The sequence below is a fragment of the Pseudomonas sp. BF-R-24 genome (genome assembly GCF_019947335.1).
Classification (GTDB): Bacteria; Pseudomonadota; Gammaproteobacteria; order Pseudomonadales; family Pseudomonadaceae; genus Aquipseudomonas; species Aquipseudomonas jessenii.
This window is the reverse complement of the sequence record NZ_JAGYGG010000011.1, coordinates 1-13,746: the sequence shown is the minus strand read 5'-3', so window position 1 is coordinate 13,746 and position 13,746 is coordinate 1. Positions and strand designations below refer to the sequence as shown.

The following is a 13,746-nucleotide window of genomic DNA, read 5'->3' as shown; positions in this document are numbered from 1 at the left end:
ATCGCTCCCACATTAGTGGATAGTGTCAAACCGTCAGATAACAAAAAGCCCCGGCTCTTTCGAGTCGGGGCTTTTGCGTTTCCACTGTTGCTGATTACAGCGTCGGGTAGTCGATGTAACCGACCGGGCCCTTGGCGTAGAACAGTTCCGGACGCGCTTCGTTCAGCGGCGCGTCAGCCTGCAAGCGTGCCGGCAGGTCAGGGTTGGCAATGAAAGGTACACCGAAGGCGACTGCATCGGCCTGGCCACTGGCGAGCAACGCGTTGGCGCTGTCCTTGGTGAAACGCTCGTTGGCAATGTAGGGGCCGCCGAAGGCTTCCTTGAGTTGTGCGCCGAGGCTGTCGGCACCTTCTTTCTCCCGCGAGCAGATGAAGGCAATGCCACGCTTGCCCAGTTCGCTTGCGACGTAGGTGAAGGTTTCGGCCAGGTTGTCGTCGCCCATGTCATGCAGGTCGGCGCGTGGCGACAGGTGCACACCCACGCGGCCGGCGCCCCAGGTTTCGATGGCGGCGTCGGTCACTTCCAGCAGCAGGCGGGCACGGTTTTCCAGGGAACCGCCGTAGTTATCGGTGCGCTGGTTGGTGCTGCTTTGCAGGAACTGGTCGAGCAGGTAACCGTTGGCGGCATGGATTTCCACACCGTCGAAGCCGGCGGCCTTGGCGTTCTCGGCACCGACGCGGTAAGCGTCGACGATGTCGGCGATTTCAGCGGTTTCCAAGGCGCGCGGCACAGGGAAGTCGGCCAGCGGACGAACCAGGCTGACGTGGCCCTTGGGCTGGATGGCACTCGGGGCGACCGGGGCTTCATCGTTCAGGTACAAACCGTGGGAAATGCGACCCACATGCCACAGTTGCAGGAAGATCTTGCCGCCCGCGCCATGGATAGCCTTGGTCACGTTGGACCAGCCACGCACCTGATCGTTGGACCAGATGCCCGGGGTGTCCGGGTAGCCGACGCCCATTGGGGTCACCGAAGTGGCCTCGCTGAGGATCAGGCCGGCGGTGGCACGTTGCACGTAGTACTCGGCCATCAGCGCGTTGGGCACGCGGCCTTCGTCGGCGCGGCAGCGGGTCAGTGGCGCCATGATGATGCGGTTGGCCAACTCGAGGTCGCCCAGTTTGATCGGATCGAAAATAGTCGTCATTTAGTGGCTCTCTTTTGGAGATCAGTTAGAAGTAGCTGGGGCCAGGTCGGGATTGCCGCTCTGACGGAAAGTAATCAGGGTGACCAGCAGGGCGAGTACCGCCAGGGCCGCTGCGGCGAGGGGGACGCTGGTCAGGCCGAAGCCGTGGGCGATCACACTGCCGCCGACCCAGGCACCCAAGGCGTTGCCGATGTTGAAAGCGCCGATGTTCAGGGTCGACACCAGGTTCGGTGCGGCCTTGCCGAAGGTCACCACGTTCACTTGCAGCGCCGGTACGGCGGCGAAGCACGCGGTGGCCCAGAGGAACAGGGTGATTTCGGTAGGGATCAGCGCGACGCTGGTCCAGGTCAGCACGGTGGACACCACGGCCATGGTGACGAACACACCGATCAGCGTCGCGGCCATGCCTTTGTCGGCCAGCTTGCCGCCGATGATGTTGCCGACCGTCAGGCCCAGGCCGATGAGCATCAGGGTCCAGGTCACGCCACGGGGCGAAACGCCGGTGACTTCGCCGAGCAGCGGGGCGACGTAGGTGAACAGGGTGAACACCGAGGCGGCGAACAGCGCGGTCATGCTCAGGGACAGCCAGATGCCGCCGCCCTTGAGTGCGGCCAGTTCGGCGCGCATGTCGAGTTTCTCTTCATCACGCTTGGCCGGCAGGAAGCGGATCAAGCCGATCAGCGCGATCACACCGATCACGGTCACGGCCCAGAAGGTCGAACGCCAGCCGGCTTCCTGACCGAGGGCAGTGCCCAGCGGTACGCCGAGGACGTTGGCCAGGGTCAGGCCGGTGAACATCAGGGCCACGGCCGAAGCGCGTTTGTTCGCAGGCACCAGGCCGGCGGCTACCACTGAACCGATACCGAAGAAGGCGCCATGGCAGAGGGCGGTGACCACACGGGCAAACATCAGCACGTTGTAGTCGCCGGCCACTGCGCAAAGCAGGTTGCCGACAATGAAGATGCCCATCAACGCCACCAGGGCTGCCTTGCGCGGCAGTCTGGCGGTGGCCAGTGCCATGAACGGCGCGCCGATGGCCACGCCCAGGGCGTAACCGGTCACCAGCCAGCCGGCACCGGGAATCGACACACCGAGGTCAGCCGCCACGTTGGGCAGCAGGCCCATGATGACGAACTCGGTGGTGCCGATGGCGAAGGCGCTCAAGGCCAGGATGAGTAGCGAGAGGGGCATGTTTAATTCCTTGTCGGCCGACTGACGTTAAGGGTCAGAGCTCTTTACTGAAGGTTTTGAGGAATTCCTGGATGGTTTCCTCGTTGCGTTTGAAAAAATGCCACTGGCCGACTTTGCGGCTGCTGATCAGGCCGGCGCGTTGCAGGGTCGCCAGGTGTGCGGACACCGTGGACTGCGACAGGCCGCAACGTTGATCGATCTGCCCGGCGCAAACGCCGTGCTCGTTACTGTGGGACTGGTCGGGAAATTCGACGGTCGGGTCCTTGAGCCAGTGCAGGATGTCTCGCCGTACTGGGTGTGCCAGGGCTTTTATTATTTCGTCGAGATTGATGGTCATGATGTGGGCTCGTGATGTTTAAAACGCTATATCGCGATGAGGCGAACTTTAAATCGGTATTTCGCGATATACAAATATGATTTGGCTCTGACCAACTCACATTTCGGTATATCGAGTTATAACGATATGTTGAGTGTAACAAGACAAGGGGGCAGTGCTAAGCTGCGCCCATGAACTATCTCGCACATCTTCACCTCGGTGGCCAGCGTCCCGGCCAATTGCTCGGCAGTCTGTATGGCGATTTCGTCAAGGGACGCCTGCAAGGGCAGTTCGCTCCGGATATCGAGGGGGCTATCCAGTTGCACCGCAGCATCGACGTGTTCACCGACCGCCATCCGCTGGTGGACGTCGCGTTGTCGCGTTTCTCCCTGACCCGTCGTCGCTACGCGGGTATTGTGCTCGATGTGTTTTTCGACCATTGCCTGGCCCGGGACTGGACGCTGTATGCCGACCGGCCCCTGGCGTTGTTCACTTCGGACGTTTACCGGGTGCTGTCCAGCGAACGGCAATTGCCGGAGCGGCTGGCGAAGATTGCGCCGCACATGGTGGCCAATGACTGGCTGGGTTCGTATCAGGAATTCGAAGTGCTGGAGCAGGTGTTGCGCGGGATCTCGCGACGCCTGACCCGACCGGAGGAACTGGCGGCGGCAATGCAGGAATTGCGGCGGTTGTATGAACCGTTGAGCGAGGACTTTCGGTTGTTCTATCCGCAGCTTCAGGATTTTGCCCGGAACCACACTGGCACATAAATCCATTGTGGGAGCGAGCCTGCTCGCGAATGCAGTCTGTCATCCAACGTTGATGTCGACTGATCCACCGCATTCGCGAGCAGGCTCGCTCCCACAGATGGCATGTGTTCAAGCGGCAATCGCGGGACGCATCGGCACTTGCTGTTTTTCGGGAATCGCCCCGAACAACACCTTCTGCACCGCCTGCTGCGCCTCGAACGCCAATGCCGCGCGTTCCCGGCCTTCGCAAGCGATTGGCTTGAGCAGATGAATCTCCACGCCGCCACGGTCATTGGCGAACAACCGCATCAGATGCGACAGCAAGTCATCGTCGCCAATGAACGGCGCCAGCGCGCAAGGCTCGCCGTCACGCACATAACGAATCGCCACCGGTTGCATTGCCACTTCTGAATCGATGGCGGCGGACAGCAGGCGGCCGTGAAAAGTACGTAGCGAACGGCCATCGGTAGTGGTGCCTTCGGGGAACATCAGCAGCGGGTGTGCCTGTTCCAGGTGACGGGTCATCTGCTTGCGGATCAACTGGCTGTCACCCGAGCCACGGCGGATAAACAGGCTGCCGGCCTTGGCCGCCAACCAGCCGGCTACCGGCCAGGTGCGCACTTCGGCCTTGGACAGGAACGACAGCGGCGTGAGCATGCCCAGCAGCGGGATGTCGGTCCAGGACACGTGGTTGCTGACCCAGAGCATCGGTGCCTTCGGCAACTCGCCGTGGACAGTCACGTCGAAGGGCAGGGCATTGCTCAGGCGGGCCATGAAAAACCGCGACCAGCGTTGCCGGCGCGCCATCGAATGGGCCATGCCCAAGCGCTCGAACAGCCCGAACACACTGGCCATGCCCAAGCCCAGCGTCACTACCATCAGCACTCGCGCGATTCGCGCGTACACCCGCAACCGGCCCATTACACAGCCGCCTTGAAGTGTTTGGCATAACGCGGGCAGAGTTCGTCGCGCTTGAGCAGTATGAACACGTCGGCGACCTGGAAGTCTTCGTCCCAGCATGGCTCGCCGCAGATCTTCGCGCCCAGGCGCATGTAGGCCTTGAGCAGCGGTGGCATTTCGGCGATCACGTTCGACGGGATGTCGAGGCTCGGCAGCGGGTTTTTCGGCTCGGCGCGCAGATGTTCGGTGCACAGGTAGCGTTCGCGCAGACGCTGCATGATCGCGTGGGCCTGCACGCCGCCATCCTGCATCGGAATGCTCGCACAACCCATCAGGTAGCTGTAGCCGCCCTGGTTCAGGACTTCGGCCAGTTCGCCCCAGAGCACGGCGATGGTGCCGCCATTGCGGTAGGCTGGGTCGACACAGGTGCGACCGATTTCCAGGATCGGGCCTTGCAGGTGCACCAGGCCGTGGAGGCTGAACTCTTCTTCGCTGTAGAACTTGCCCAGGCTGCTGGCAGCCGTGTGGTCGAGTAAACGGGTGGTTGCCACCAGGCGCCCGGTATTCAAGTCACGCACGCCGATGTGGGCGCAGTGAACGTCGTAGTCATCCATGTCCAGACCCAGTTCAGCGCCTTTGAGCCTGGCGTTGAATTCGCCGCTGAACACGTTGAAGCGCAAGGCCTGGGCTTCCTGCAGAGCCTCGGCGCCCACCAGGCGTTCGGCTTGCAGGCGGCGTTCGTTGCCGGTGTCGCTGATGCGGGCGATCTGAGTCATGGCGAATCTCCGTGCGGGCTGCTCACCCGTCTTTGGGCTACAGCGAATCGACTTTCTTTGTCTAGCCGTGTTGTGCAAAGTCAGGCTATGTAGCCCCGGTGTCATCGCCATTAAGCTTTGGTGATGCTTATATGACAGCCTTCGAGGAGACTCTTATGCCCTGGCAAACCCTGTTGAACCGCCGTGATCGCTTGCCCGCCAACCCGGATCTGGCGGAAGGTTTCGCGACCTTGTTGCAGCAGTTGGGAACGGTCACTCCGTTTGAATTGGCGGTGCTTGGCGGGCGGTTGATGGCGACACCGGGGCAAGCGTTTCTGGTGGGGTATCAGGCGGCCTTGCGCATGCTCTGGCCGAGCGCGCCACTGAGCCTGGGCGCGTTGTGCGCCACCGAGCAGGGCAGCCTGCGCCCGGCCGATATGCAAACCCGACTGAGCGATTTGCGTCTGAGCGGACGCAAGGATTTCGTCACCGCCGGCAATGCCGCCGACTGGCTGCTGGTGGCGGCGCGCAGCGAGGAGCCCGGCGCCGACCCACGCTTGAGCCTGGCGGTGATCTATCGCGATGAGCCGGGTGTGCGGGTGGAAAAGCTGGCGCCGCTCCCGTTGATGCCGGACATCAGCCATGGCCGGTTGTTTCTGGATAACGCGCTGTGCGAGTTGCTCGCAGGGGATGGTTGGGACGCTTACGTCAAACCGTTCCGAACGTTGGAAGACATCTATGTGCTGAGCGCCATGACAGCGTGGTTGTATGGCGTCGGCCAGGAATGCGATTGGCCGCAAGGCTTGCAATTGCGGTTGCTGGGGTTGCTGGCGGGGTGCGCGGAAACCAGCCGCCAGCCACCCACCCATCCGGCCGGGCATGTGTTGCTTGGCGGGTTGTTTGCGCAGTTCGAAGGGCTCAAGGCTGAGGTGAATGAAGCGCTGGCCGGAGGGCCTCAAGAGTGGGCGGCGATGTGGCAGCGGGATCAGGCGGTGATGGATTTGGCGGCAGGGGCGCGGGGCAAGCGGTTGGCGAAGGCATTGGCGCAATCTTCACTGCCCTGACTGGCCTCTTCGCGAGCAAGCCCGCTCCCACATTTGGAATGCATTCTCCTGTGGGAGCGAGCTTGCTCGCGATGGCGGCCTGATTGGCAGCATGAATTCCTGAACTGTCATCAACCTCGACTAGGCTCAGCAGGTTCAATCTTCGAGCCCCCGTCATGCCCAAAGGCCTGTCCCTGATTTTCCTGCTGTTGCTCAGCCTCACGACCCAGGCTGAAAGCTGGCCCGCCGAGCAATGGCCGACCGCGCCGACGCCCGCTGGCCCGGCGCTTCAAGCCCTGGAGGCCTATGCCTTCCCATCCCGCGATGACACCACTCGCCAGGGCATTCGCACCGATGCCTTGCTGGTGATCCGCGACGGCCAGTTGATCTACGAACGCTACGCCGGCCCAACGACGGCCGAGACGCCGCACCTGACCTGGTCGATCAGCAAGAGCCTGATGGCCGCGGTCCTCGGTGTGGCTTACGGCGAAGGCTTGTTCAAACTCGGCGACCCTGTGGCGAAGTTTTATCCGCCCCTGCAAAAATACCCCGACCTGACCATGGCCGACCTGCTGCACTGGGCCTCGGGCCTGGATTGGCAGGAAGACTACGAATACGCACCGCTGAAGTCTTCGGTAGTGGCCATGCTCTACACCCGCGGTCACCACGACATGGCTGCGTTCACCGCGGCCCATGCCGAGTACGCGGCGCCGGGCCAGGCGTTTCGCTACTCCAGCGGTGACAGCAACCTGTTGTCCGCCGCGCTGAAAACCATCGTCGGCCCCGGCCGCTATCCGGACTATCCGTGGACAGCGCTGTTCGAGCCGCTGGGCATCCGCCAAGCCGTGTGGGAAACCGATGCCACGGGCACTCTCGTTGCTTCGTCCTATGCCTATCTCACTGCACGGGACCTGGCCCGGGTCGGTCTGTTGATGGCCCGCGAGGGGCGCTGGGCAGACAGGCAACTGCTGCCCAGGGACTGGGTGGCGTTCAACCGCGAGCCGTTCGCTCACTATCACGCCGATCAAGACGAGGCCGTCCCCGGCGGCCAGTGGTGGCTCAATCGAGCCGTTGAGGGCGCGGCACGACCCTGGCCCGATGCCCCCGCCGACACCTTCGCCGCGCTGGGGCATTGGGGCCAGGCGATGTACGTGATCCCCAGTGAACAGCTGGTGATCGTCCGCTACGGCGATGACCGCGACGGCACTTACCGGCACAACCAATTGCTCCAGCTCGCGCTCAAGGCCTTTTCCGGGAAGGTGCAGCCATGAGCGGTTTCATTCGCCGTCGACCGCTCAGTTCCCTGTTGTTGATCCTGCTGATCGCCTTGCTCGGCTGGATCTGGCACGAGCGGGTGGCGCTGTGGGCGTTCCCCGACATCATCAGCGCCTACACCGCCAAGGAATATTGTTCGTGCCGCTACGTGATGAACAACGATGCCGAGTACTGCCACGGTTATGTGAAACAGTGGCTGCCCGCCAGCGGCTTTACCGATGACCCGGTCGGCAAGCGTGTCTCGGTCAGTGGCATGGGCCGCAGCAACAGCGCGGTGTGGATCGGCGAGCGCCAGGGTTGTCGTTTGGAGCCTTGAGCGGGGTATGTGCTTTGGGTGGTGGTGAGTTTTTGTGGCGAGGGGGCTTGCCCCCGCTCGGCTGCGAAGCAGACGCAAAGCCAGCCTCTCCGGTCCGTCAGGCTTACTTGGTTGTAGACTTCAGCACTGCTTCGCAGCGCAACGGGGGCAAGCCCCCTCGCCACAAAAGCTCACTCGCCCTATGGAATGTGTTCATGGAGCAACAGAAAGTTTGCAACCTGTGACAAGCCAGTTAAGGTTCAGCACAGGTTTATCTGCCCCACGAGTCTCTATGTTCAAGCGCTCCACCTTCCAAACCCTCACTTTCCTGCTGCTGGCCGGTGCCGCGTTGTCGGCCCGCGCCGACTGGTACCTCGATGGCGAGTCTTCGCGCCTGTCGTTTGTCAGCACCAAGAATGCCAATGTTTCCGAAGTGCAGCGCTTCCTGGTGCTGCACGGCAAGGTCGACCCCGAGGGGCTGGCGCAGGTGGAAGTCGAGCTGGAGTCGATCAACAGCGGCATCCCGTTGCGCGATGAGCGCATGCGTAAGGAACTGTTCCAGATCGACCGGTTTCCCGACGCCATGATCACCACGAAAATCGATCTGCGCCCGATCAATGACCTCGCTCCCGGCGCGCAGTTGGAGTTGCGCCTGCCGCTGATGGTCGACCTGCACGGCAAACAACACGAATACCAGGCCGAACTGTTGGCGACCCGACTCGATGACCGGCGCTTCCAGGTGGTGACCCTCGAACCGCTGGTGATCAACGCCGAGGATTTCGATTTGGCTCCCGGCCTGGAAACGTTGCGCAAACTGGCCGGTTTATCAGCTATCAGTCTTTCCGTACCGGTGGGTGCGGTACTGATTTTCACGGCGCGCTGACATGGCCGGAGCGATTTTTCCGTGGCGTGAAGGCAACCACTTCGAACTGCTGATTGACGGTCCGCAGTTTTTTCCGCGCATGCTGGTGGCGATTGCCCGGGCTGAAGAGCAGGTTGAACTGGAACTGTATCTGGTGGAGGCGGGTGCCTGCGCCGAAGCCACGGTCCAGGCATTGGTGCAGGCCGCCGAGCGCGGTGTACGGGTGCGCTGTCTGTTCGATGATTACGGCAGCCTCGCTTTCACCCTGGCCTTGCGTCAGCGGCTGATGTCCGCTGGCGTGGAGCTGCGTTTTTACAATCGCCTGAGCTGGCGACGTTGGGTCGGCAACTTCTACCGCGATCACCGCAAGCTGTTATTGGTGGACCAGAGCCTGGCCGTGGTCGGCGGCACCGGTGTCACTGATGAATTCTGGACTCCGGGGGAAGACGCCAGCGAATGGCACGAAGTGATGGTGGAAATCACCGGCCCGCTGGTACTCGATTGGCAGCTGCTATTCGATCGTCAGTGGATTGCCAACCGTCATCGACGTGCCTGGCGACCGGCTTCGCATTTCGGTCTGCCGCGCCTGCCAAGGGTGCCGTCCATAGGCGAGGGCATGGGCCGGGTGGCCTATGCCGACGCCCGTCAACACCGGGACATTCTGCAATCGCTGGTGCGTGCCCTGAACAGTGGTCAGCGACGAATCTGGCTGGCCACGCCGTACTTTTTGCCGACCTGGAAAGTCCGCCGCTCCCTGCGCCGGGCGGCTGCCCGGGGCGTCGATGTGCGCTTGCTGCTGACCGGCCCCCGTACCGATCACCCATCCGTGCGTTATGCCGGTCATCGCTACTACCCGCGACTGCTCAGGGCCGGGGTGAAAATCTACGAGTACCAGCCGTGTTTCCTGCACCTGAAAATGGTCCTGGTCGACGACTGGGTGAGCATCGGTTCGTGCAACTTCGATCACTGGAATCTGCGGTTCAACCTGGAAGCCAACCTGGAAGCCCTGGACCCCGGACTGACCCGGTCGGTGGCGGCGAGTTTCGAACGGGACTTCGGGTTGAGTGAGCAAGTCAGCCTGGAGGAATGGAAGCGCCGGCCACTGTGGCGGCGGGTCAAGCAACGGGTGTGGGGATGGGTGGATCGGGTGGTGGTGAACCTGCTGAATCGAAGGGGTTGAACGCAAACTTTCAAACACCCTGAAACTACTGTAGGAGCGAGCCTGCTCGCGATGGCGGCCTGACAGTCAACAATGATGTTGAATGTTATGGCCTCATCGCGAGCAGGCTCGCTCCTACAGGTTTTTGCGGTGTGTCAGGGATTACAGCAACTCAAAACTCTGCTGCGTCACGTCCTCTGAATCCAGGCCGATCTGCACGTTGAACTTGCCCGGCTCCGCCGCGTACTTGAGCTGGGTGTTGTAGAACTTCAGGTCGTCCTCAGTGATGGTGAAGTGCACGACTTTCTGTTCGCCGGCCTTGATCATCACTTTCTGGAAGTTCTTCAGTTCCTTGATCGGACGAATCATCGAGCCGGTCTCGTCCTGGATGTACAGCTGCACCACGGTTTCGCCATCGCGCTTGCCGGTGTTTTTCACCGTGACACTGGCGTCGAGCTTGCCGGTCTTGTTCAGCGTGGTCGACGACAGCGCCATGTCGCTCAGGCTGAACTCGGTGTAGCTCAGGCCATAGCCGAACGGGTACAGGGGGCCCGTGGTGTCATCGAAGTACTGCGAGGTGTAGTTGCCCGGTTTGCCCGGAGTGAACGGCCGGCCAATGGTCAGGTGGTTGTAGTAGGTCGGAATCTGGCCTACCGAACGCGGGATGCTGATCGGCAGTTTGCCCGACGGGTTGTAGTCGCCGAACAGCACGTCGGCGATGGCGTTGCCGCCCTCGGTGCCGGTGAACCAGGTTTCCAGGATCGCGTCGGCCTGTTCCTTCTCTTCGAGGATCGTCAGTGGACGGCCATTCATCAACACCAGTACCAGCGGTTTGCCGGTGGCTTTCAGGGCCCGGATCAGCTCGCGCTGGTTTTCCGGGATGTTCAGGTCGGTGCGGCTCGACGATTCGTGGGACATGCCACGGGATTCGCCGACGGCGGCAACCACCACATCAGCATCCTTGGCCGCTTTCACCGCTTCGTCGATCAGCACGTTCGCCGGGCGCGGGTCGTCCACCACTTCCGGGGCATCGAAGTTGAGGAAGTTCAGGTAACCGAGGATTTTCGGGTCGCTGGTGATGTTGGCGCCACGGGCGTAGATCAGTGTCGATTTGTCTCCCAGGGCGTTGGTCATGCCATCGAACAGGGTCACCGATTGAGCAGGGCGACCGGCGGCGGCCCAGCTGCCCATCATGTCGATGGGCGCCTTGGCCAGCGGACCGACCAGGGCGATTTTCGCGGTCTTCTTCAGTGGCAGGGTGTCATTCCGGTTTTTCAGCAGCACCTGGCTGCGGCGTGCCACATCACGGGCTTCGGCGCGGTGCAGGCGGCTGTCGGCGTAGGTGTCGACCGGATCATCCTCGGCCTTGCCGATGCGCAGGTACGGGTCCTTGAACAGGCCCATGTCGTACTTGGCGCCCAGTACCGCACGCACGGCGTTGTCGATGTCGCTCTGCTGGATCTCGCCGGACTTCAGCAGCCCTGGCAGCTCTTTGCCGTACAGGGTGTCGTTCATGCTCATGTGGATGCCAGCCTTGATTGCCAGCTTCGCCGCTTCGCGACCGTCGGCGGCAACACCGTGCTTGATCAGCTCGAAAATCGCCCCGTGGTCGCTGACGGCCAGGCCCTTGAAGCCCCACTCCTTGCGCAGCAGGTCATTCATCAGCCAGGTGTTGGCGGTGGCCGGCACGCCGTTGATCGAGTTCAGCGCGACCATGACCCCGCCGGCGCCGGCATCGATGGCGGCGCGGTACGGTGGGAGGTAGTCCTGGTACATCTTGACCGGGCTCATATCGACCACGTTGTAGTCGCGGCCACCCTCGACCGCGCCGTACAAGGCAAAGTGCTTGACGCTGGCCATGATGCTGTCGGCGGCGTTCGCGCCAGTACCCTGGAACGCCTTGACCATCACGCCGGCAATGCGCGACACCAGGTAAGTGTCTTCACCGAAGCCTTCGGAAGTACGACCCCAGCGTGGGTCGCGGGAGATGTCGACCATCGGTGCGAAGGTGATGTCGAGGCTGTCAGCTGCCGCTTCCTTGGCGGCAATGCGCCCGGACAGGCCGATGGCGTCCATGTCCCAGCTCGAGGCCAGGGCCAGCGGGATCGGGAAAATGGTGCGGTGGCCGTGGATCACGTCGTAGGCGAAAAACATCGGGATCTTCAGGCGGCTGCGCATGGCCGCGTCTTGCATCGGCCGGTTTTCCGGGCGGGTGATCGAGTTGAACGTACCGCCGATGTTGCCTGCCGCGATTTCCTTGCGGATCATTTCGCGCGGCATTTCCGGGCCGATGCTGATCAGGCGCAGCTGGCCGATTTTTTCATCGAGGGTCATTTGCTTCATCAGGTTGCTGACGAAGGCTTCCTTGTTCTCCAGGGGTGCGGGCGTCGTGGCGGCCAATACGTTATGACTGGCCAGGCTGACGAACAGGCCCAGCAAACACAGCTTCTTCATGAATAGTTTTCTCAAGGGCCCAAACGGCGATGTACACGCCGGCCAGCCAAAATTTAGGGAGCGTCTATTGTTGTTCGGGTGCCGGCTCAAAAGACCAGAGTCAAAAAACCACAGCCAGATGGCGGATGCGTTTTCGCGCAGGGCCTCTTTTTAGCCCATCGGCCCGTTGCAATCCAGAGGCGCGGGCGATTATGCCCCAAGAGCCGGCCCAGAAGGTTTCACGGTCGGTTTTTTCATGAAATGCACAAGGGAGCATCATCCTGATGAATGTAAGTCCAACCTATCGCTCGCGTTTGCAGGTCGTCACGCTGCTGATGCTGGCTACGTTGCTGACCGCCTGCGGCATCAACAACATCCCGACGCTCGACGAACAGGCCAAGGCCGCCTGGGGCCAGGTGCAGAACCAGTACCAGCGGCGCGCCGACCTCATTCCCAACCTGGTGGAAACCGTCAAGGGCTATGCGGCCCACGAGAAGGAAACCCTGACCGCCGTCATCGAAGCCCGGGCCAAGGCCACGTCGATCCAGGTGGATGCCTCGACCCTCGACAACCCGGAAAAGCTCAAGCAGTACCAACAGGCCCAGGACCAGCTCAGCGGCGCCTTGAGTCGCTTGATGGTGGTCTCCGAACGTTATCCGGACCTCAAGGCCAACCAGAACTTCCTCGCCCTGCAATCGCAGCTTGAAGGCACCGAGAACCGCATCAGCGTGGCCCGGCGCGATTTCATCCTCGCGGTGCAGAAATACAACACCGAGATCCGCACGTTCCCCGGTCGCCTGTGGCACACCGTGATGTATAGCGACCTGCCGATGCGCGAGACCTTCGAAGCCACGCCGGGTTCGGAAAAGACCCCCGAGGTCAAATTCTGAACAGCGCTAATCGGCGTCACCACGCAAGAGGTTGCGAATGCGCGTCCTGAAAACAGGCCTGTTGCTGTTGTTGTGGGTGGTGGCGATCGCTGCCTGCGCCGAGCTGAGCTTTCCGGCGCTGACCGGGCGGGTGGTCGACACTGCGCAGATGATCGAGCCATCGGTGCGCCAGCAGCTCAGCCAACAGCTTCAGGCCCATGAGCAAGCCACCGGCGAGCAGCTTGTGGTAGTGACGTTGCCGGACTTGCAAGGTACCGACATCGCCGACTTCGGTTACCAACTCGGCCGCCACTGGGGCATCGGGCAGAAGGACAAGAACAACGGCGCCTTGCTGATCATCGCCCGGGACGAGCGCCGGCTGCGTATCGAAGTCGGATACGGCCTGGAGGATCGCCTGACCGATGCCCAGAGTTCGGTGATCATCAACCAGGTCATCACCCCGTCATTCAAGACCGGCAATTTCAGTAAAGGCATCAGTGACGGCGTAGCGGCGATGCTGGTGGTGCTGGGCGGCAACCCCCTGGACGAACCCTCCACGGCGTATGAATCCAGAGGCGATCCGGGGGACGATTTCATCGCGCGGCATCCCGGGTTGTTCGTGTTTTTTGTGATGTTATTCATCCTGACTGTTTTTGTGTGCCAGATGCTCGGTATTCTTCCCGCTGGCCGGGGCGGCTCCGGTGGATCCGGGGGCGGCTTTGGCGGTGGTGGATTTGGCGGCGGCGGTGGAGGGG

The 13,746-nt window shown here is 62.0% G+C and carries 14 protein-coding genes; 8 read left to right on the top strand and 6 right to left on the bottom strand.

Features of this window, described 5'->3' with window-relative positions:
* Positions 1-94 precede the first annotated feature (94 nt).
* Genes KGA98_RS11170 through KGA98_RS11160 form a run of 3 tightly spaced genes read right to left on the bottom strand, consistent with a single transcriptional unit; the run spans position 95 to position 2,672 of the window.
* Positions 95-1,144 (bottom strand): alkene reductase, encoded by a 1,050-nt coding sequence (locus tag KGA98_RS11170; protein ID WP_223502352.1) that lies wholly within the window; start codon positions 1,142-1,144, stop codon positions 95-97.
* A gap of 21 nt (positions 1,145-1,165) precedes the next feature.
* Entirely contained in the window at positions 1,166-2,335 is a 1,170-nt protein-coding gene (locus KGA98_RS11165; RefSeq protein ID WP_223502351.1) for an MFS transporter, read from the bottom strand.
* Between the two features lie 34 nt (positions 2,336-2,369).
* Positions 2,370-2,672 carry an ArsR/SmtB family transcription factor gene (locus KGA98_RS11160; protein ID WP_008019443.1) on the bottom strand — a complete coding sequence of 101 codons (303 nt, stop codon included), beginning with the start codon at positions 2,670-2,672 and terminating at the stop codon, positions 2,370-2,372.
* A 170-nt stretch (positions 2,673-2,842) separates the two neighbouring features.
* On the opposite strand from KGA98_RS11160, the gene KGA98_RS11155 reads away from it, so the two are divergent.
* Complete coding sequence (locus KGA98_RS11155; RefSeq protein ID WP_223502350.1) at positions 2,843-3,421, top strand: ACP phosphodiesterase; 579 nt, start codon at positions 2,843-2,845, stop codon at positions 3,419-3,421.
* Between the two features lie 108 nt (positions 3,422-3,529).
* On the opposite strand, the gene KGA98_RS11150 is transcribed toward KGA98_RS11155, so the two are convergent.
* Positions 3,530-4,321, bottom strand: a complete 792-nt coding sequence (locus tag KGA98_RS11150; RefSeq protein WP_154909678.1) for a lysophospholipid acyltransferase family protein — start codon at positions 4,319-4,321, stop codon at positions 3,530-3,532.
* Positions 4,321-5,076, bottom strand: coding sequence for an L-ornithine N(alpha)-acyltransferase (gene olsB, locus KGA98_RS11145; protein ID WP_057400777.1), 756 nt, complete (start codon positions 5,074-5,076; stop codon positions 4,321-4,323). The genes KGA98_RS11150 and olsB overlap by 1 nt, the downstream gene beginning before the upstream one ends.
* Positions 5,077-5,231: 155 nt before the next feature.
* Between olsB and KGA98_RS11140 the strand changes: the two genes are divergently transcribed.
* The 5 genes from KGA98_RS11140 to KGA98_RS11120 all read left to right on the top strand — a co-directional run bounded on the left by KGA98_RS11140 (position 5,232) and on the right by KGA98_RS11120 (position 9,710).
* Complete coding sequence (locus tag KGA98_RS11140; protein WP_223502349.1) at positions 5,232-6,119, top strand: acyl-CoA dehydrogenase family protein; 888 nt, start codon at positions 5,232-5,234, stop codon at positions 6,117-6,119.
* 155 nt (positions 6,120-6,274) lie between these two features.
* A complete protein-coding gene (locus KGA98_RS11135; protein WP_223502348.1) occupies positions 6,275-7,369 on the top strand; it encodes a serine hydrolase domain-containing protein in 1,095 nt (364 codons plus the stop codon).
* Positions 7,366-7,689 carry an amidase gene (locus KGA98_RS11130; RefSeq protein ID WP_223502347.1) on the top strand — a complete coding sequence of 108 codons (324 nt, stop codon included), beginning with the start codon at positions 7,366-7,368 and terminating at the stop codon, positions 7,687-7,689. Before KGA98_RS11135 ends, KGA98_RS11130 begins: the two co-directional genes overlap by 4 nt.
* Before the next feature lie 271 nt (positions 7,690-7,960).
* Positions 7,961-8,551, top strand: coding sequence for a YceI family protein (locus tag KGA98_RS11125; protein WP_090453580.1), 591 nt, complete (start codon positions 7,961-7,963; stop codon positions 8,549-8,551).
* Position 8,552: 1 nt separating this feature from the next.
* On the top strand, positions 8,553-9,710 hold the full coding sequence (locus KGA98_RS11120) for a phospholipase D-like domain-containing protein (RefSeq protein WP_223502346.1): 1,158 nt from the start codon (positions 8,553-8,555) through the stop codon (positions 9,708-9,710).
* A 141-nt stretch (positions 9,711-9,851) separates the two neighbouring features.
* Here KGA98_RS11120 and bglX read toward each other — a convergent pair whose 3' ends face one another.
* Positions 9,852-12,143, bottom strand: a complete 2,292-nt coding sequence (bglX, locus tag KGA98_RS11115) for a beta-glucosidase BglX (protein WP_223502345.1) — start codon at positions 12,141-12,143, stop codon at positions 9,852-9,854.
* 263 nt (positions 12,144-12,406) lie between these two features.
* On the opposite strand from bglX, the gene KGA98_RS11110 reads away from it, so the two are divergent.
* Both KGA98_RS11110 and KGA98_RS11105 read left to right on the top strand, forming a co-directional pair.
* Positions 12,407-13,012: a LemA family protein gene (locus KGA98_RS11110; protein WP_150717735.1), complete on the top strand. Its 606-nt coding sequence runs from the start codon at positions 12,407-12,409 to the stop codon at positions 13,010-13,012.
* Between the two features lie 37 nt (positions 13,013-13,049).
* On the top strand, positions 13,050-13,746 hold a 697-nt coding region (locus KGA98_RS11105), incomplete at its 3' end, for a TPM domain-containing protein (protein ID WP_223502344.1).